Annotated in this window: 16 protein-coding genes; 9 read left to right on the top strand and 7 right to left on the bottom strand. The window is 72.9% G+C overall.

Annotation, left to right across the window (positions count from 1 at the left end):
- The 4 genes from IFU40_RS14705 to IFU40_RS14690 all read right to left on the bottom strand — a co-directional run bounded on the left by IFU40_RS14705 (nt 1) and on the right by IFU40_RS14690 (nt 4,874).
- Nucleotides 1–1,419, bottom strand: coding sequence for an FGGY family carbohydrate kinase (locus IFU40_RS14705; protein WP_198424689.1), 1,419 nt, complete (start codon nt 1,417–1,419; stop codon nt 1–3).
- On the bottom strand, nt 1,416–2,456 hold the full coding sequence (locus IFU40_RS14700; RefSeq protein WP_198424688.1) for a class I mannose-6-phosphate isomerase: 1,041 nt from the start codon (nt 2,454–2,456) through the stop codon (nt 1,416–1,418). The genes IFU40_RS14705 and IFU40_RS14700 overlap by 4 nt, the downstream gene beginning before the upstream one ends.
- Nucleotides 2,453–3,790 carry a LacI family DNA-binding transcriptional regulator gene (locus tag IFU40_RS14695; RefSeq protein WP_191926794.1) on the bottom strand — a complete coding sequence of 446 codons (1,338 nt, stop codon included), beginning with the start codon at nt 3,788–3,790 and terminating at the stop codon, nt 2,453–2,455. Before IFU40_RS14695 ends, IFU40_RS14700 begins: the two co-directional genes overlap by 4 nt.
- Before the next feature lie 85 nt (nt 3,791–3,875).
- A complete protein-coding gene (locus IFU40_RS14690; RefSeq protein WP_191926793.1) occupies nt 3,876–4,874 on the bottom strand; it encodes an aldose 1-epimerase family protein in 999 nt (332 codons plus the stop codon).
- A gap of 128 nt (nt 4,875–5,002) precedes the next feature.
- Here IFU40_RS14690 and IFU40_RS14685 point away from each other — a divergent pair, with 128 nt between their 5' ends.
- The 5 genes from IFU40_RS14685 (at nt 5,003) to IFU40_RS14665 (ending at nt 10,810) form a co-directional block, all read left to right on the top strand.
- A complete protein-coding gene (locus tag IFU40_RS14685) occupies nt 5,003–5,842 on the top strand; it encodes a class I fructose-bisphosphate aldolase (RefSeq protein ID WP_070409265.1) in 840 nt (279 codons plus the stop codon).
- Nucleotides 5,839–6,996, top strand: a complete 1,158-nt coding sequence (locus IFU40_RS14680) for a Gfo/Idh/MocA family protein (RefSeq protein WP_191926792.1) — start codon at nt 5,839–5,841, stop codon at nt 6,994–6,996. The genes IFU40_RS14685 and IFU40_RS14680 overlap by 4 nt, the downstream gene beginning before the upstream one ends.
- Before the next feature lie 200 nt (nt 6,997–7,196).
- A complete protein-coding gene (locus IFU40_RS14675) occupies nt 7,197–8,192 on the top strand; it encodes a LacI family DNA-binding transcriptional regulator (protein ID WP_191926791.1) in 996 nt (331 codons plus the stop codon).
- Between the two features lie 166 nt (nt 8,193–8,358).
- Nucleotides 8,359–9,507, top strand: coding sequence for a nucleotidyltransferase family protein (locus IFU40_RS14670; protein WP_191926790.1), 1,149 nt, complete (start codon nt 8,359–8,361; stop codon nt 9,505–9,507).
- A gap of 229 nt (nt 9,508–9,736) precedes the next feature.
- Nucleotides 9,737–10,810: a glycosyltransferase family 4 protein gene (locus IFU40_RS14665; protein ID WP_191926789.1), complete on the top strand. Its 1,074-nt coding sequence runs from the start codon at nt 9,737–9,739 to the stop codon at nt 10,808–10,810.
- A 37-nt stretch (nt 10,811–10,847) separates the two neighbouring features.
- On the opposite strand, the gene IFU40_RS14660 is transcribed toward IFU40_RS14665, so the two are convergent.
- A complete protein-coding gene (locus tag IFU40_RS14660) occupies nt 10,848–11,945 on the bottom strand; it encodes a glycosyltransferase (RefSeq protein WP_191926788.1) in 1,098 nt (365 codons plus the stop codon).
- Nucleotides 11,946–12,084: 139 nt separating this feature from the next.
- Here IFU40_RS14660 and IFU40_RS14655 point away from each other — a divergent pair, with 139 nt between their 5' ends.
- The 4 genes from IFU40_RS14655 (at nt 12,085) to IFU40_RS14640 (ending at nt 16,622) form a co-directional block, all read left to right on the top strand.
- Nucleotides 12,085–12,987 (top strand): SDR family oxidoreductase, encoded by a 903-nt coding sequence (locus IFU40_RS14655; RefSeq protein WP_055839994.1) that lies wholly within the window; start codon nt 12,085–12,087, stop codon nt 12,985–12,987.
- A 217-nt stretch (nt 12,988–13,204) separates the two neighbouring features.
- Nucleotides 13,205–14,599, top strand: coding sequence for an alpha/beta fold hydrolase (locus IFU40_RS14650; protein ID WP_191926787.1), 1,395 nt, complete (start codon nt 13,205–13,207; stop codon nt 14,597–14,599).
- A complete protein-coding gene (locus IFU40_RS14645) occupies nt 14,596–16,146 on the top strand; it encodes a GMC family oxidoreductase (protein ID WP_191926786.1) in 1,551 nt (516 codons plus the stop codon). Before IFU40_RS14650 ends, IFU40_RS14645 begins: the two co-directional genes overlap by 4 nt.
- Nucleotides 16,147–16,277: 131 nt before the next feature.
- On the top strand, nt 16,278–16,622 hold the full coding sequence (locus tag IFU40_RS14640; RefSeq protein ID WP_055839982.1) for a LysR family transcriptional regulator: 345 nt from the start codon (nt 16,278–16,280) through the stop codon (nt 16,620–16,622).
- Nucleotides 16,623–16,713: 91 nt separating this feature from the next.
- On the opposite strand, the gene IFU40_RS14635 is transcribed toward IFU40_RS14640, so the two are convergent.
- Both IFU40_RS14635 and xerD read right to left on the bottom strand, forming a co-directional pair.
- Nucleotides 16,714–18,354, bottom strand: a complete 1,641-nt coding sequence (locus IFU40_RS14635; protein ID WP_191926785.1) for an ABC-F family ATP-binding cassette domain-containing protein — start codon at nt 18,352–18,354, stop codon at nt 16,714–16,716.
- 34 nt (nt 18,355–18,388) lie between these two features.
- Nucleotides 18,389–19,318, bottom strand: a complete 930-nt coding sequence (gene xerD / locus IFU40_RS14630; protein WP_055939282.1) for a site-specific tyrosine recombinase XerD — start codon at nt 19,316–19,318, stop codon at nt 18,389–18,391.
- Nucleotide 19,319: the final 1 nt, after the last annotated feature.

Here is a 19,319-nt window from a genome sequence, read left to right as displayed (position 1 = left end):
TCAGCTCCTTTCGTTGGTGAGAAGAGGGCTCTCGTCCGCGACGAGAGAAGAAGAGAGGAACGCCTCGGCGACGTCCTCGAAGGACCGGGATGCCGCGTCGGCGGCGAACGCGGCGAACAGCGCCGCGCCGTACGCGGTGCCCTCGTCGTGGGTCGAGACGGTGACCTCGGGCAGCAGCGCCGAGCGCGAGCGCACGACGGACGCCATGGTCGACCAGCCACCGGTGAGCACCGTCGAGGTGGGAGGGGCGACCTCGCGGTCCATCACGGCCATGCACTCCGCGAGCATCTCGTTGCCGTGACGCAGGCTGGCCGCGAACAGTTCGGCGGGGCTGAGTCCGTCGCTCTGCGCGACGATCCTGAGCACGCCGTCATCGTTGCGGGCGCCCGACACCACGAGACCGCCGTCGGCGAGCGTGCCGTCCACGGGAAGAGCCACGGCCGCGTCGTCGATGACCGCGCGCCCCGTGGCATCCGTGATCCCGAGCAGCTGCAGCACCCGCCGCATGAGCAGTCCCGACTTGGTGCCCGCGAGCAGCACGTACTTGCCCGGGATGACGTGGCGCACGCAGTTGATACCGGCGTGGGCGAGACGCTCGCGCGCGGCGAACGGAAGGGTGTCGTCGAGCACGCGCACGAGCGCCTCGGCGGTGCCCATCGAGTCGTACAGCTGTCCCGTGTGGGTGGCGCCGACGGCGACGGCCGAGACGAGGTGGTCGTGTCCCGCGATGGTGAGGGCGGCGCCGCGGAAGCCCGCGGGCATGGCCGGGTCGCTCAGCGTGCCGACCGCCTCGCCGGCGCTGACGCGAGCGCCGAGGATCGTCTCGTCCACCCCGAGCACGTCGAGCGCCGCCTGCCAGGGGGTGCTGTCGTCCTGGTCGATGAGTCCTGTGCGCGAGACGAGCGAGTACTCCGCCACGCGGGGCCCGCCGAGGGCGTGCACGACGAACTCCGGAACGTTGAGGAAGGTCGTCCCGGCGAGCGCGATCCCCCGGTCCCGCAGGTGCAGGAGCTTGGCGATGGATGCCAGGGGCCCGACCGGCAGCCCCGTGCGGCCGGGGAACTCGGCGCGGAACGCGTCGGGGGTCGCCGCGATCTGAGCGGCGCCGCGCGGGTCGAACCACGCCATGATCGGGGCGAGCGCGGTGCCGTCGGCGTCGAGCAGCACTCCCGCCTCGGCCATGCCCGACACCCCGAGGGCGACGATGCGATAGCCCGCGTCGAGGCGTTGGTCGGCCTCGGCCGCGAGCTCGCGGACGACAGCGATAGCGCGGTCGGCGGGCATCTCGGCCTGGCCGTGGTCGAGGTTGGTCCAGGGTGAGCGGCGGCTCGCGACGAGCACCTGGCGCCCGTCTGGGGTGGCGACCAGCAGCTTGGTGCTGGTGCTTCCCATGTCGATGCCGACGACGTAGTCGCTCACCGCACTCCCCCGCCGCGCAGGGTCCCGGGCCAGCCGGCGCCGGGCGCCGCGACGAGCACGTCGGCCGCGCCCGTCAGGCGCCAGGCGCCGAAGGCGTGCGGGACGGCGTAGACCTGTCCGCGCTCGACGTCGACCGAGCCCGCGTCCGACACCAACGCGCCGGCCCCTTCGCGCACCAGCACCACCGCGAAACCGGCTTCACGGGCGGCGGTCTCGCCGGCCGCGTCGAACAGGCGGAAGTACGGGTCGGCGGCGGCGGGCAGCAGCGAGCGGAAGTCGTTCCCCGCCGGCGTCGCGCCGGCCGTGCTGATCAGGGCGTCGAGGGCTGCGGCATCCAGCTTCTCGGTCGACACGGCGGGCATGACGGCGTCGAAGCCCAGGTCGAGGTGCGATTCGTCGCGGGTCGAGGTCGTGACCGACCACTCGAGCAGGATCGAGAAGTCGGTGGGCTCCTGCACCTCGGCGACGAAGATCCCACCGTCGATCGCGTGCACGGTGCCGGCGGGCACGAGCACGCCCATCCCGGGGCGGACGACCACGCGGTTCATCCGCGAGAGCATCCACTCGCTGTCCTGCGCGTCGCGGCGGCGGTCGAGCTCGTCGCGGTCGACGGCCTGGTTCCACCCGACGTGCACGGCGCAGTCGTCCTCGGTCTCGAGCACGTACCAGGCCTCGGTCTTGCCGTACGGGCAGTCGAGGTGCCCGCGCGCGAACTCGCGGTCGGGGTGCACATGCACGGGAAGACGCTGGCGCGCATCGAGCAGCTTGACCAGGATGCCGAGATCCGCGGCGTCGCGTCCCCCGCGGGCCCCCACCCACGCGGCGCGGTCGGCCGTGACCAGGTCGCGCAGGAACGCGCCGTCCTCGGCGATCGCGAGGCCGATGGTGTCGGAGCCGAAGCGCGAGACGGTCGAGCCGAGCCACTCCTCGGGCTGGCGGTCGGTCTCGGGCACGATGCCGCGGAGGGCCGCGATGCGGTCACCGCCGAGGTAGAAGTGCTGCACGGGGTTCGGGGGCAGCAGGACGGGCTTCATCACGAGGCTCCGATCGGTTCGGAGGACGACACGGCGGCGACGCCGGAGGTCTCGGTGCGGGCGAGGGCGAAGGCCGTCGCCACGAGCGCCGCGGCGGGCTCGATCACGGCGACGGAGAGGGCGGCGGCCTCGGGCGGGGCGGACTGCCCGGCCGACGCCGACGGGGCGGGCTGCCCGGCAGGTGCCGAGGGGGCGGGCTCCCCGGCAGGCGCCGAGGGCACGGCGGGCCGCCCGGCGGACGCGGGCTGCGCGACGGACGCCCCCTCCGCGGCGACGGCGGGCAGGGATCCGGCACCGACGCCGACCTCGCCCGATCCCCGCGGGACGAGGCGGGTCGGCACGACGATGCGCGCGGGACCCTCGTCGGGGCGCGCGGCGCGCTGCCGCAGCAGCCGGAACGCCGCGACCGCGAGCAGGCGCGGGTCGTGGTCGACGTAGGTGATCGCCGGCTCCAGCACCTCGGCGAGGGTGAAATCGCCGAACGAGATGAGCGCCGGCATGCGCAGGCCCTTCGCGCGGATCGCCCGGACCGTTCCGATCGCCGCGAGGCTGGTCGCGCAGAGCAGCGCGGTGGGGGCGTCGCCGCGTTCGAGCAGGCGCGAGGCCTCGGCGGCCTCGCCTCGGCCGAAGCGCTCGTGGGTGACGACGAGCGAGGGATCGAACGGCAGACCCGCCGCTTTCAGAGCCGAGCGGTAGCCGGCCAGGCGATCGTCGACCGTGGGATAGGGCACGTCCTCGCCCATGAAGGCGATCCGACGGTGCCCGTGGGCGACGAGGGCGGCGGTGGCCTCCGCGGCGGCGCCGAAGTCGTCGATCACGACGGCGTCGATACCCGGGCGCGAGCGGTCGATGCAGACGACCGGAAAGCGGGTGCGCAGCCCCGCGAGGGTCGCGGCGTCCACGGCGACGGGCGCGACGATGAGGCCCGCGAGGCGGTGCCCGGTGAGGCGGTCGAGCTGGGTGCGCTCGTGGGCGGCGTCGTAGCCGGTGCTGGCGAAGATGACGCTGAGTCCCTCGGCGACGGCGAGCTCTTCGACGACGCTGACGAACGCGGCGAAGAACGGGTCGCTGATCGCGTCGATCAGAATGCCGATCGTGTCGGCGTCGCGCCGCTTGAGTTCCCGAGCGCTGCGGTCGGGGACGAAGCCCAGTTCGCGCACGGCCCACAGCACGCGATCGCGGGTGGCGGGCAGCACGCCGGCTTCGTCGTTGACGACACGGGACACCGTCTTGGGGCTGACCCCCGCGGCCGTGGCGACGTCGATGAGTCGGGCGCGCGACCGGGGCGCCATGGCCTCGGTGGCCGCCGTGGCGGCCGGTCGCTCGTCGTGCGTCATCGCATCTCCGACATCGTTGTCATTGGGGACGAAACCCTCGGGCGGGCTGCGCTGGAGTCAGCATGAGCCCGATGGGACAACGTTGTCAAGTCACGGAAGCATCTCGGATGACAGCGATGTCGAGACCGAGCTCCCACGAGGCTCCGGGGGCGAGTGCGCGCAGCAGCCCCCTCGCCCGCGCGTCGCCGCGACCGAGGATCGTCGCGGCCGTCGCCGGCTCCACCCCGAGCACCACCCCGCCCTCCTGCGCCACGCGCCACTGGAACATCCCCGGCAGCACCGAGGTGTCGAACGAGATCCGGATGCCGAGCCCCGACGGCGCGATCACCTCGGCGCTCACCCGACGGTCGGTCGGCAGTTCGTGCGCGAACACCTGCTCGGGGTAGTGCGCGACGGGTTCGGGGAACTCCGCCCACGACGACAGTCCCGCCTCGGCCGCGGCGTCACGCGGCTGCACCCCCGTGGCGGGAGAGCGCAGCACCGAGCCCGTCGCCACCAGCGGCCAGCCGAGGTTGACGTGGTACAGCACCATGGGCTCCACCTCGCGGGAGCCGCGGTTGACGATCTCGTCGCGCAGCTCGATCCGCCCCTCACCGAGCGGAACCCGCACGCTCCGCCGCAGCTCCAGATGGGCGCCGAGCACCGTGGCCTCCACAACGACCGCCTCGACCACCACGGCGTCCGGGGTCACCTCGGCTCGGGTGACGGATGCCGAGAGCCCGCTGTACCGCCCGTGCTGGGGGTGCTCCCCCTCGGCGTCGACCGACGGCGGGCCGAACGACAGCAAGCCGCAGGTCGTGACGAGGCCTCCCCCGAACGAGGCGCCGAAGCCCCCCGCTCCCGGCCGCGGCCAGCCCGTGGGCGACACCCAGGCGAGCGGCACACCACGGTGACGCACCTGACCGAGATCGAGGCCGCGGTCGGGCAGCAGCTCGACCTCGAGGTCGCCCGCGATCACGCGCAGGCGCCGGGTTCCGGCATCCGGTCCGTCGGTGCGCACCGATGCCTCCACGCTCGCGACCTGCGCCGTGCACCCCGCCCTGCGGCGCGCCTCGTCGATCGTCGATCCGTACAGCTCGCCCATGAGCGCCGCCTTCCTCGCCGTTGCGCGGCCCACGTTAGCAGTCGTTGACAACGTTGTCTCGCGCCCCGCATACTGACGGTCGAGCGCAGAGCCGCGCCCCGACCCGACGTCTCGGAGACCCACACCCCATGTCGAAACCCCGCCTCCACCGCCTCTTCAACGCGACCTCCGGCCGCGCGCTCGACGTCGCCGTCGACCACGGCGCGTTCCACGAACACGGCTTCCTCACCGGTATCGAAGACATGGCCGCCACCGTCCGGACGCTCGTCGAAGCCGGCCCCGACGCCGTGCAGCTCACGCTCGGCCAGGCTCCGCTGCTGCAGAGCGTCCCCGGCAAGCAGAAGCCCGGCCTGGTGCTGCGCACCGACATCGCCAACGTGTACGGCGACCCGCTCGAATCCCCCCTGCACAGCATCCACGTGCCCGACGCGATCGAGGTCGCCGTGCGCCTCGACGCCGTCGCCGTGTGCGTGAACCTGCTCGATCTGCCCGGGGAACCCCAGGTGCGCGAGCAGTGCATCCGGTCGATCCTGGCTCTTCGCACCGACGCCGAGCGGTACGGGATGCCGCTGATGATCGAGCCCCTCGTCATGCAGACCAAGCCCGGCAGCGGCGGGTACGGCGTCGACGGCGACACCGCCAAGATCGTCACCCTCGTGCGTCAGGCACGCGAGCTCGGCGCCGACCTCATCAAGGCCGACCCCACCGACGACATCACCGAGTACCACCGGGTGATCCAGGCCGCCGGAGACACTCCCCTGCTGGTCCGCGGCGGGGGGCGCGTCGACGACCGCACGCTCCTGGAGCGCACGCGCGCCGTGCTCGAACAGGGCGCCCGCGGCATCGTCTACGGCCGCAACGTCATCCAGCATCGCGACCCCGCCGGCATCACCGCGGCCCTCATGGCCGTCGTGCACGACGACGCCTCGGTCGACGAGGCCCTGAGCCTGATCGGCGGTGCCGCATGACCGGCAAGAAGGTAGGCATCGGCATCATCGGCGGAGGGCTGATGGGCCGCGAGATCGCCGCGGCGCTGCGCCGCTGGCCCGCCCTCATCGACCACCCCGTCGAGCCCGAGCTCGTGGCCGTCTGCGACATCAACCCCGCGGCGCTCGAATTCTTCGAGCGCATCGACACCGTGCAATTGACCACGACCGACCACCACGAGCTGCTCGCCGACCCCCGCGTCGACGTCGTCTACATCGCGGTGCGCCACGACCTGCACGAGCGGTTGTACGTCGACACCATCCGCGCGGGCAAAGCTCTGCTGGCCGAGAAGCCGTTCGGCATCGACCGGGCCGCCGCCGACGCGGTCGTCGCCGCCATCGCCGACAACCCCGTGTCGTTCGTGCGGGTCTCGAGCGAGATGCCGTTCTTCCCCGGCGCCCAGTGGGCCGTCGACTACGTGCGCTCGGGAGCCCTGGGCCGCATCGTCGAGGCGAACTGCTCGTTCCTGCACTCCAGTGACATCGACGTGGACAAGCCGTTGAACTGGAAGCGGCAGAAGCAGTTCTGCGGCGACGCGGGCGTGCTCAACGACCTCGGCATGCACACCTGGCACGTGCCGCTGCGCCTGGGGTGGACGCCCGAGAAGGTGGTCGGCATCCTGCAGGACATCGTCACCGAGCGCCCCGGTCCCGACGGCACCCCGCAGCCGTGCGACACCTGGGACAACGCCGTGATCCACTCCTGGGCCCGCCACGACGGCGCCCCCTTCCCGCTCACCACCCAGACCAAGCGCATCGCGCCGGGCCACAAGAACACGTGGGAGTTCGAGGCCATCGGCATGTCGGGCGGCGTGCGCTTCAGCACCAAGAACCCCAAGCAGGTCGAGGTCTTCGCCGTCATCGAGGTCCCCGGCGTCGGGCGAGAGCAGAGCTGGCAGAAGATCGACGCGGGCAGCCAGTCGGTGTGGCCCACGGTGACCGGAGCCAACTTCGAGTCCGGCTTCTCGGATGCCATCCTGCAGATGTGGGCGGCCTTCCTCGCCGAGTACGTGGGCGAGCTCGGCGACGGCTTCGGCTGCGTCCGCCCGGATGAGGCCGCGCTGACGCACCGGCTGTTCGCCGCCGCCATCGCCTCGCACGAGACCGGCACGCTCGTCGCTCCGAGCTCTGTCTGACCTGCTCCCGCCAAACCCGTCGAGTGTCCAGGACTCGCCGCATCCGTCGCGCTGGCAGCGGCGTGTCTTGGACACTCGACGGGCGCATCAGCCCCCGCCGACGCGCGGATCCCGAAGTCGGCCAGCCCGGATCCCGAAGTCGGCCTGCCCGGGTCCCTATGCTCGGAGGATGCCGTGCCCGACGGCATCCGAGGAGACTCATGCGCAAGACCGGCCGCCCCACGATGGTCGACGTGGCCGCCGACGCGGGCGTGAGTCTCAAGACCGTCTCGCGCGTCATCAACGGCGAACCGAACGTCGACCCCGCGATGACCGAGCGGGTTCAGTCGGCCGTCGCACGACTCGGCTACCACCGCAACGCCCTCGCCGCGAGCCTGCGCTCCGGCAATCGCGACACCGTGGGCTTCATCGCGGCCGACCTGTCGAACACCTTCTACATGGCCGTCGCCGCCGCCGTCTCGACCGTCGCGGCCCGTGAGCGCATGCACCTGGTCATGGCCTCCAGCGAAGAAGACGCCGACACCGAGCGCACCCTCGCCCTCGACCTGTGCCAGCGCCAGGTCGGCGGGCTCATCGTCGTGCCGACGGCCGACGACCACTCCTATCTGCGGCGCGAGGTCGAGCTCGGCACCCCGGTCGTCTTCCTCGACCGTCCCGGCAGCGGTGTGCCCGCCGACGCGATCCTGCTCGACAACCGCGGCGGGGCGCGCGCCGCCGTCGCCGAACTGCTCGAGGCCGGACACCGCCGCATCGCCGTCCTGATGGACGCCCGCGGGATCTACACGATGGCCGAGCGCTGGGCGGGGGTCCACGAAGCCTTCCGCGCCGCGGGACGCGAGCCCGATCCCGCGATGGTCGTCGACGGCCTCCACACCCCGGCGGTCGCCCACGAGGCGATGCAGCGCCTGCTCGACCTCGACGATCCGCCCACGGCCGTGTTCTGCGCGAACAACCGCGTCACGATCGGCGCACTCGAGGCCATCCTGCCCCGCGGAGCCGACGTCGCCATCGCCGGCTTCGACGACTTCGAACTCTCACGTCTGCTCCCCCGGCGCATACGGATCGTCGACTACGACGTGGCCGACCTCGGCACGCGCGCGGCCGAGACGCTCCTCGCCCGCAGGGCCTCTCCCGCGACGGGGTCGCACACGCACCTCGTTCCGACGCGCCTGGTGGACCGGGGCGGCGTGCGCTGAGTCGACGCGCCTCGCGCACGTGCCGTGGCGAGGGAACGCGCGTCGCGGGTGATGTCGCGGACGAACTTCTCGTTGCCGTCCGACGGCGGAGGGCGCACATCGATCCGCGCGCGCCGTGGCACGCGGAAGAGTGAGAGATCGCCCACCACCCACCCGGGAGCGATGCATGAGTTCTTCCCCGCCCGCCGACGGGTGGTTCGCGATCGCCCACGGCGCCCTCGACGTGCGGGGGTCGGCCCTGTTCGACGCCGGTGCCGAGATCCTGATGGTTCCGACCGACCCCGGTGATGCCCTGTGCCTGGTGGGCGCGGGCGCCGCCCTCTGGCGTCGGCTGATCGAGCGGGCCCCCGTCGGCGACGCCGACCTCGAGCCGGCGGAGCGCGAGATGCTGGCCCAGATGAGCGTCGCGGGCCTCGTCTCCCGCGATCCCTCCCACCCCGCGCGAGTGCTCCGGCTCGACCCGCCGACGCTGTCGTCGCCGCTGCACGAGCTCGTGTACGCCCTGACGGCCCGCGTGGCCGCGCAGCACGGCATCCCCTGCGTGTTCACGAAGGGCCCGGCGCTCTTCCTCCAGGGGTTGCGCGAGCGCGAGCACTCCGGCGACGTCGACGTGTGGTGCGACCCGGCGCAGGGCGACATCCTGGCCGCGGCCCTCGAGCCGTGGGGGTGGTCGCGCGAGCCCGATCCGTGGCGCGGCACCTCGGTGCACCACACCGCCACCATGACGCCACACGGCTGGGGCTGCGAGATCGACGTGCATCGCCGCTTCCCCGGACTCACCCTCGCCGACGCCGACGCTCTCGCGATCGTGCTCCGCGACGCCGAGCCGATGCGCTTCGCCGGCGTCGAGATCCGGGTGCCGCGCGCCGACACGCACGCCGTCCTCGCCGCCGTGCACGCCGTGCGCCCCGTCATCGGGGCGGGACCGCGCACGCGGGCGGCGTCCGACACGGCCGCCCTGCTGCTCGCCCGGGCACCCGGTTCCCTCGATCGCGCGCGCGAGCTCGGCGCGGTCGGCGTGCTGCGCGACGAGCTCGCCCCCCTGGCTCCCCCGGGGTCGCTCGACGGCGACCACGGCGTCCCGCGCGACTGGGCCTGGCGCGCCGAGTCCAGCCGGGCCCGCGCCTACTGGGCGGCGCTTCGGGGCGAGCCCCCGACGACGCGGGCGCGTCTGCTCCTGCGCTTCGTCTGGCCGCCCGACGACATCGCTCTCGCCTCGGCCCGCCGCGCGGGTGAGGCCACCGACGACCCCGACCGGGCACGCCGCCGGCGCCTGGTCCGGGGCCTGCGCGAATGGCTCCGCGCGCGCGGATGACGACGCGCCCGGCGTCGAGGGGTGAGGAGCAGCGTGAACGAACGATGAGCACCGCCGCCGCGCGTATCCCCCTCCGTCGATGAACCCGGGCGCGGCCCGCGCTTCACCCGGGTGCTCACCTTTCGGGGCGCGCCAACCGCGGCGAGCGCGGCGCCGAAGCTGAGACGTCGTCGCACCGCGTGCGCCCGCCCTCCCCACTCACCGCCGTCTCACTCCGGAGCCCTCCCGCATGTCTGCTTCCGACACCCCGCTCGTCGTCAACGGCCGTTTCCTCACCCACCCCACGACGGGGGTCCAACGATTCGCCCGCGAGATCGTGCGCGAGCTCGCCCCCCTCACCGACCTCGTGGTCGTCGCCCCACCCGGTCGTCTCCTCGACGCCGACCTGGGCGTCGAGATCCGACAGGTCGGACGCCGCAGCGGTCACCTCTGGGAGCAGATCGATCTGCCCGCGCACCTCCGCCGGTCGGGCACTCCCCTGCTGCTCGGCCTGGCCACGACCGGGCCGGTGCGCTATCGGCCGCAGATCGTCGCGCACCACGACATCACCTACGTGCGTCATCCCGAGAGCTTCGCGCGATCGTTCCGCCTGCTCTACCGCGCCCTGATCCCGCCCCTGCTGCGCTCGAGCGCCCGCGTCATCACCGTGAGCGGGTTCTCGGCGCGCGAGATCGCCCTGCATTACCGAGTGCCGGCCGACAAGCTCCGCGTGGTCGCCAACGCCGTCTCGAGCGACTTCCCCGCCGACGGCCCCGCGCACGACGAGGGGTCCCCGTACCTGCTCGCGGTGTCCTCACCGAACCGCCACAAGAACTTCGACGCCCTGCTCACGGCCTTCGACCGGGCCGATCTGCGGCAGATACGCCGCCTGCTCATCGTCGGCAACCAGGCGAGGGCCTTCCACACGTCGATGAGCGCCACCGCCGGCGACCGGGTGCGCTTCCTCGGTCGCGTCGACGACGACGAGCTCGCGCGCCTGTACCGCGGCGCGACGGCGTTCGCCTTCCCGTCGCTCTACGAGGGCTTCGGGATCCCCCCGCTCGAGGCGCAGCGCATGGGTACGCCGGTGCTCGCCGCGCGGGCGGCCTCTCTTCCCACCGTGCTCGGCGACTCCGCCCTGTGGGTCGACCCGAGCGACCCCGACGACATCCGCCGGGGGATCGAGCGCCTCGACGGCGACCCCGCGCTGCGGGCCGAGCTCTCCCGTCGCGGTCGCCTGAACGAGAGCCTGTACTCGTGGGCCGACTCCGCCGCGCGCGTGGCCGCGATCGTGGCGGAGGTGCGCGCCGAGCTCCGCCCCTGACCGGCGCCGTTCCGCGGGCGCGTCAGACGACGGCCCGTCAGCGAGACCCGCCGTCGGCCACCTCGCCGAACCACGCGCGCTCCAGCGCCACCCGCTGCGCCCGCGCGGTGCGATCCCCGAGGTAGGCGCCCCACGCCGCGTGATTCGCGGCGCTCCACGCCCCGAGCCGGCCGGCGCGAACGGCATCCACGAAGCCGCCGAGACCCTGCTCGATCGTCAACGCGGGCGCAAGCCCGGGCAAGGCGGGAATGGCGCGCGCGAGGATCGGCGCCCCCACCGCGTGGGCATCGAGCAGCGCGATCGGGAATCCCTCCCACGCCGCGGTGTGCAGGTAGAGGTCGAGCCCTCTGAGCTGCGCACCGACCTCGGTCGCGGGGAGCCAGCCGGTCACGTGCACCCGCGGCTCGTCGTGCCCCGCGGCGGCGGCGCCCCCGTCGGCGCTGCCGATCCACCGGGCCTCCACGGGTTCGGCGAGCGCCGCGCGCAGCTCCTGCACCCGCGCGCGGAAGTAGTCGGGGTCCTTCTGGGCCGCCCAGCGCCCCAACATGCCCACGCGCAGCGACGCTGCCGCCGTCCGCGCCCGCCGAGCGGCGATCGGCGCGGCGGCGTCGGGAAGCGACGAGACGTTCGGGACCGTGACGATGCGCTCCGGCGCGACACCCAGGCCGAGGGCCTCGGCGCTCTCCCCCGGGCCGCACGCGGCCACGACGGTGGCGCGCCCACGCAGCAGCGTCTCGACGGCGCGGAAGGCCGCGCGCACCGGTGGGGCGACGTCGGTGCGCACGAAGGCGTAGCAGTGAGGGGTGTAGACGACGCGGGCGCGGCGCGGCGCTCCCCACAGCCGGAGGTACGCACCCGGAAAGGTCGAGTGCGCGTGCACCACGTCGAACGACGCGGTGCGCAGCAGATGTCGCAGCCCGAGAACCGCCCGCCCCATCGATGCCGTGTCCCACTCCCGATGGCTCGCGGTGGTTCCTTCCCACACCGCGGCGGGGGCGCCGTCCGAGAACGGCGCGGCGATGACGTGGTCGACGCCGGCCGGGGAGTTCGCGACGTACGTCCGCACCGCGACGGGGACACCTCCCGTCACCCGGTCGACGAGGTGCAGGACACGGCGGGGCGCGGGGGCGGTCACCCGTCGACGCTAGGGATCCCCCGCGCCGTCACCGGCGGGCGAGGGCGGCGGCGCCCCCGGGTGAAGCGTGGCGTGCGCGGCATCCGCAATTCCGTCAAGGCCCCCGGCCGACACGGGGGCCGGTGCGTACCGTCGGGCCATGACTTCCGCTCGCGACCAGTTCACCTTCGACAACCCGGTCACCCGCTACGCCCGCGTCGAGCCGCCCGTTCAGCATCAGCCCGAGCCCGGCGTGCAGGCCGATATGACCCCCGTGCCCGACCTCGGCGAGAAGACCTACCGCGGCCTGGGCCGCCTGGTCGGACGCAAGGCACTCATCACGGGCGGCGATTCCGGCATCGGCGGGGCCGTGGCGATCGCGTTCGCCCGCGAGGGCGCCGATGTCGCGATCGTTCACCTGCCCGCCGAGCAGCGCGACGCCGACCACATCCTGCAGCAGATCCGGGATGCCGGGCGCACGGGCGTCTCGATCGCGATCGACATCTCCGATCCGAGCGCGTGCCGTGAGCTCGTCGCCCAGGCCGCCGAGGCGCTCGGTGGCCTCGACATCCTGGTGAACAACGCGGGCAAGCAGGTGATGGTCGACAAGGTCGACGACCTGTCCGACGAGCAGTTCGAGCAGACGTTCCGCACGAACGTCTTCGCCCCGTTCTGGATCACCAAGGCCGCGCTCGCGCACCTTCCCGAGGGCGGCACGATCATCAACACCGCGTCTCTCGAGGCCTACGTCCCCGCCCCCGACCGCCTCGACTACGCCGCCACCAAGGCGGCCATCAACAACCTGTCGAAGGGCCTCGCCCAGCAGCTCGCCCCCCGCGGCATCCGGGTCAACGTCGTCGCCCCCGGTCCCACGTGGTCGGCGCTGCAGGTGAGCCAGGGCGTCTCCGACGACCAGATGGAGCACTTCGACGACGAGAGCACCTACCAGCGCGCGGGGCAGCCCGCCGAGATCGCCCCGGCGTTCGTGTTCCTGGCATCGGCGGAGTCCAGCTACGTCTCGGGCGAGACGTTGAACGTGAACGGCGGCATGGTCACGCCCTGACCGGCCCGCCTCGCGCCCGGCCCCGCCCCGGGCCGAACTCCTGACTTCTCCACCTCCGCCGATGCCGCGCGCCCTTCACCCGCCCGGTGGCGCCGGTTTCTCAGGAGTTCGGAACGCATCCCGCCGCCACCGCCGCGAGGCCCGCGGTGCCCTTGCGCAAAACATCCCGATCCGCAACCGACCCTTCCGCACCCCCGCGGTAAGCGAGCGTGAAGACATGCCCTCCGAGAACGCCGTCGCCCCGGGCGAGGCGCCCATCACCCTGTACATGCTGCACGCGCTCGGCGCGAGCGCCGACTCCTTCGATCGCGTCGCCGCACAGCTCTCGGGCCGGGTGCGCGTCGAGGGCATCGACCTCCCCGGCTTCGGCTCGGCGGCGGCCGCGACGGACTCCTCCCTCGACGCCACCGTCGCCCACGTCGTCCGCCACCTCGCTGCCCACGCGCGCGGCCGGTGGATGCTGGGCGGCCACAGCATGGGCGGCAAGGTCGCCGCACTCGTGGCCTCCCGGATCCTGCGCGGAGACGCCCCCCTGGTCGGCCTGAGCGGCATGGTGCTGATGGCGCCGTCGCCCCCGCGTCCCGAGCCGATGGACGAGGAGCGCCGCGAGCTCATGCTGTCGTGGGTGTCCGACGGGGCGATCTCGCAGACGGATGCCGAGACCTTCCTCGAGCAGAACACCGCCGAGCCGCTCGATCCCGAAGCCCGCCGCCTCGCCCTGGCCGATCTCGGACGCACCTCTCCCGCCGCGTGGCGCGCGTGGCTCGAGACGGGCAGCCGCATCGACGCGACCGCCGAGGTCGGCACCCTCGACCTCCCGGCGCTCGTGCTGGCGGGCACCGACGACGCCGATCTCGGAGCCGCGGCGCAGCCGGGCCTGCTCGCCGCGGTGTACCCGCGCGCGCGGTTCGTCCCCCTCGACGACACGGGGCACATGATCCCCCTGGAGCGCGCACCCGAAGCGGCCGACGCGATCGCACGGTTCGCGACCGACGAGGCGCTGCTCGGCCCCGTCGTCCCCGCAGAGTGGGCGACCCTCATCGCCGGCGAGCGCGTGGATGCCCGCGTGCGTGGCATCCTGAACCGTCGCGCGGTTCCCGACGACCGCGGTTACGCCCCCGAAGTGCTCGACGTCGCACAACTCATGCTGCTCCGCGAGATCGCCGACATCGTCGTCCCGCAGGAGGGACCGGCGATCGACCTCGCCGCCCGCGTCGACGCGCAGCTCGCGCGCGGTGAGGGTGACGGGTGGCGAAACGCCGACCTGCCGCCCGACCCCGAGGCGTATCGAGCGGGGCTCGACACCCTGGCATCCGTGTGGCCGACCGACCCCGTTGCGCGCGAAGACGTTGTGCGCGCCGCGATCGAGGGAACGACGGAGGCGACGGGCTCCTTCGACGCCGCTCAGCTGACGGCGTGGCTCGAAGACGCCCGCAACGACCTCGTGCGGCAATGGCTGGCCCACCCGGCGAGCATGGCGCGCGTCGGGTACGACGGGTTCGCCACCGGCGGCAGTCCGATGCGCGGCTACGTGGAACTGCGGCTGGGACGCCGAGAAGACTGGGAGCCCGCCGGTGTCGGCGGCTCGATCGCGGCGGGAGACGCAGCATGAACCTCGAGCAGATGCGCACCTTCACCGACGACGAGATCGTCGACGTCGTCGTCATCGGCACGGGCGCCGGTGGCGCGCCCCTGACGGCGGAGTTGGCGGGCAAGGGCCTCAGCGTCGTGGCGCTGGAGGCCGGACGCCACTTCTCGCTCGACGACCTGACCCCCGACGAGACCGAGGCCGTCGAGATCAACTGGATGTCCGAGCGCCTCAGCGGCGGCGACGACCCCACCGCGTTCGGACCCAACAACAGCGGGCGCGGCGTCGGGGGCTCGATGCTGCACTGGGGGGCGTTCACGCCCCGTCCCGACCGCCGTGACCTGAAGCTGCGCACCGAGTCGGGGCAGGGCCGCGACTGGCCCGTCGACCCCGACGAGCTGCTGAGCTACGTCGAGCGCGTCGAGGGCGACATCGGCGTCTCCGGCCCCACGCCGTACCCGTGGGACCCGAGCCGCCGGTACGCCTACGCGCCGGCGAAGCGCAACGCGCCGGCGAACCTCGTGGCGAAGGGCTGCGACGCCCTCGGCATCCGCTGGGCCGACGCGCCGGCGGCCGTGCTCACCCGGGCGCGTCTGCAGGATCACCACGGCGAGCGCGGCGCGTGCGTCAACTGCGGCGAGTGCCACCAGGGATGCCGTAACGACGCCAAGGCCTCCACCGCCAACACGTATCTGCCCGCGGCGGTCGCCGCCGGGGCCGAGATCCGCAGCGAGGCGATGGTGCACGGGATCGAGCTCGACGCCCGCGGTCACGTCGAGGCGGTCGTCTACCGCAAGGACGGTGTCGATCGACGCCAGCGCTGCCGGACCCTCGTCCTGGCCGGAGGCGGGGTCGAAACGCCCCGACTGCTGCTGCACACGGGTCTGGCAAACGACAACGGTCAGGTCGGCCGCAACTTCCTCGCCCACGGGGCGACGCAGGTGTGGGGCCGGTTCGACGAGCCGGTGCGCGGGCACCGCGGGTATCCGTCGTCGCTCATCAGCGAAGACATGATGCGTCCCGCCGACGCGGACTTCGCCGGGGGCTACCTCGTGCAGAGCCTCGGCGTCATGCCCCTCACTTTCGCCACCACGCTCACCCGCGGGGGCGGCCTGTGGGGCCCGGAGCTCATGCAGCGGCTCGACCAGGCGCGCTTCATGGCCGGCATCGGCATCAACGCCGAGTGCCTGCCGTCCGACGACAACCGGCTCGAGCTGGTCGACGAGACCGATGAGTTCGGCATCCCTCGCGCTCGGGTGACGTTCACCGCGGGCGAGAACGAGAAGGCGATCGACCGCCACGCCACCGCGTTCATGCTGCGGGTGATGCAGGCTGCGGGGGCGCGCGAGACGATGGTGCTGGCCCGCTCGGCGCACACCATCGGCACGTGCCGCATGTCGGACGATCCCTCCGACGGGGTGGTCGACGCCGACGGTCGCTCGCACGAGATCCCCAACCTCTGGATCTGCGACAACTCGGTGTTCCCGTCGGCGATCGCGGCGAACCCGGCGCTGACGATCATGGCCCTGTCGCTGCGCACCGCCGACCGTATGCTCGCCTCAGCCGCCTAACCCGCCCCCGCCGCGCCCGCCCCGCCGCCCACCCCCTGTTGAGTGTCCAGAACACGCCGCGGGGCCCGGTGCGCGGGCGGCGCGTCGTGGACACTCAACAGGCTGCCGCCGAACACGCGAGAATGGATGCCATGAAGCTCGAGCACCTCGTCCGGTTCACCGCCCTCGCCGAGGAGCTGCACTTCCCCCGCGCGGCGGAGAAGCTCCGCATCCCCCTCGCCTCGCTGTACACGACGATCGACAAGCTCGAAGAAGAGGTGGGGCAGCCGCTCGTGTCGCGCACCCCGCCCACGCAGCTCACCCCCGCGGGCCAGTTGCTCCTCACCGAGGCCCGGCACCGCATCGCCGACGCGCCGCCCGCGGCTCCTCGCCAGAAGGCACCCGGCGGAGGCAAAGCCAAAGCGTCCAAGGGAAAGGGCCGCGCCCCCATCGTCAAGGGCGAGCCCAAGCCGTACAAGAAGCGCCAGGGGCGCTGACCCCCGCCCTCCCCACGCATAAACGCTGATCCTGCACAGAAACGCGCTGTCTGAGCGTTTCCGTGCAGGATCAGCGTTTGTGCGGGTCTCCCTACAGCTCGGTCACGACCCCGGCCTCGACGCGCCAGCGCCGGTCGGTCTGCACCGCGGCGAGCATGCGCCGGTCATGCGTGACGAGCAGCAGCGTGCCGGTGTACGACTCCATCGCCTGCTCGAGCTGCTCGATGGCGGGCAGGTCGAGGTGGTTGGTCGGCTCGTCGAGCACGAGCACGTTGACGCCGCGGGCCTGCAGCAGGGCCAGCCCCGCGCGCGTGCGTTCCCCCGGCGACAGCTGGTCGACGGGGCGGGCGACGTGATCGGCCTTGAGCCCGAACTTCGCCAGCAGCGTCCGCACCTCGCCCGCGTTGAGCTCCGGCACGAAGCCCTCGAAGGTCTCGGCGAGCGGGCGCTCCCCCACGAACAGCGAGCGCGCCTGGTCGATCTCGCCGATCTCGACGCTGGCGCCGAGGCTCGCCGAGCCCTCGTCGGGCGCCTGACGACCCAGGATGCCGCGCAGCAACGTCGATTTGCCGGCACCGTTGGGGCCGGTGATGCCGATGCGCTCGCCCGCGTTGACCTGCAGCGACACCGGGCCGAGGGTGAAGTCACCCTGCCGGAACACCGCGGCGGACAACGTAGAGACGACCGAGCTCGACCGTGGCGCCGACCCGATCGTGAACTCGAGCTGCCATTCCTTGCGGGGCTCCTCGACCTCGTCGAGCCGCGCGATCCGGCTCTCCATCTGTCGAACCTTCTGCGCCTGCTTCTCGCTCGATTCGGCCGCGGCCTTGCGGCGGATCTTGTCGTTGTCGGGTGACTTCTTCATCGCGTTGCGCACACCCTGACTCGACCATTCGCGCTGGGTGCGAGCCCGCCCGACCAGGTCGGCCTTCGTCTCGGCGTACTCCTCGTACTTCTCGCGCGCCTGCCGGCGCACCGTCGCCCGTTCCTCCAGGTAGGCGTCGTAGCCGCCCCCGTACACGCGGTGGGAACTCTGCGCCAAGTCGAGCTCGAGCACTCGCGTGACCGAGCGCGCGAGGAACTCGCGATCGTGGCTGACGAGCACCACGCCGCCCCGCAGCCCCCTCACGAACGTCTCCAGTCGCTCGAGGCCGTCGAGATCGAGATCGTTGGTGGGTTCGTCGAGCAGCGCGATGTCGAACCGCGAGAGCAGCAGCGCCGCGAGCCCCACGCGCGCGGCCTGCCCTCCCGAGAGCCCGGTCATGTCGGCATCCGGTCCCACCTGCAGGCCGAGGTCGGCCAGGACCACCGGCATCCGCTCGTCGAGATCGGCGGCTCCACTGGCGAGCCAGCGTTCGAGTGCGGTGGCGTAGGCGTCGTCGGCCCCCACCGCATCGGGATCTCCGAGCGCGGCCGCGGTGGCGTCCATCTCGCGTGTCGCCTCGGTAGACCCGGTGCGGCGGCCGATGTACTGGGCGACGGTCTCACCGGGCACGCGTTCGTGCTCCTGCGGCAGCCAACCGACGAAGGCGTCGGCCGGCGCGAGGGTGATCGACCCGCCCTGCGGCTCGTCGACGCCGGCGAGCAGACGCAGCAGCGTGGACTTGCCCGCACCGTTGGCCCCGACGACCCCGATCACGTCCCCGGGGGCGACGGTGAGGTCGATGCCGTCGAACAGGGTGCGGTGTCCGTGGCCTCCGGCGAGGCCCTGTGCGACGAGCGTTGCGGTCATCCCTCTAGTCTCTCAGGGCACGCTGACGCCCCCGTCACCGCGCCCGCGGATGCGACGTGGCGTACACGTCGCGCAGCGCGTCGACCGTGACGTGCGTGTAGATCTGCGTCGTGGCCACCGACGCGTGGCCGAGCAGTTCCTGCACCACCCGCACGTCCGCCCCACCCTGCAGCAGGTGCGTCGCGAACGAGTGCCGCAGCGTGTGCGGCGAGACGTGCGCGGTGAGTTCGGCGCGTTCGGCGGCGGCCTGGATGATCAGCCAGGCGCTCTGTCGCGACAGCGGCGCCCCGCGCACCCCGAGGAACAGTCGCGGTGTGGCGCGTCCCCGGGATGCCAAGCCCGGACGCACCCGCGTGAGGTACGCCTCGATCGCGGCACGCGCGTAGGAGCCCACCGGCACGATGCGCTCCTTGTCGCCCTTGCCGCGCACCCGCAGCAGGTCACCGTGCGCGGTGTCGTCGACGTCGAGCTGCACGATCTCCGACACCCGCGCGCCGGTCGCGTACAGCAGCTCCAGCAGCGCCCGATCTCGGATCGCCGACGGTTCCGCCGCTGAGGCGTCTTCGGTCTTGGGCGCGGGACCCGCGGCATCCAGCAGCAGGTCGACCTGGGCGATGGTGAGCGCCTTGGGGAGACGGCGGGGTGCCTTCGGGGGCCGCAGTCGACCCGTCGGGTCATCGTCGGCGCGCCCCTCACGCACGAGGAAACGGTGCAATCCCCGCACCGACGACTGCAGGCGCGCGAGCGACGACGACGCAGGAGGAGGTTCCGCCGACGCGCGTTCTGCGGCGAAGTCGGCGATGAGAGCCGGCGTCACGGCATCGATCGTCGTCACCCCTCGCTCCCGCAGCCAGGCGACGTACACCGTCAGGTCACGGCGGTACGCGGCGGACGTGTGGTCCGAGAGCCCACGCTCGAGCGCGACGTGGCGGAGGTAGGTCTCGACCGCGCGCTCGAGCTCCACG

It is taken from the genome of Microbacterium sp. CFBP 13617 (genome assembly GCF_014839445.1).
Taxonomy (GTDB): domain Bacteria; phylum Actinomycetota; class Actinomycetes; order Actinomycetales; family Microbacteriaceae; genus Microbacterium.
The sequence above is the reverse complement of the archived record's forward strand: the minus strand, read 5'-3'. Positions and strand labels throughout refer to the sequence as shown.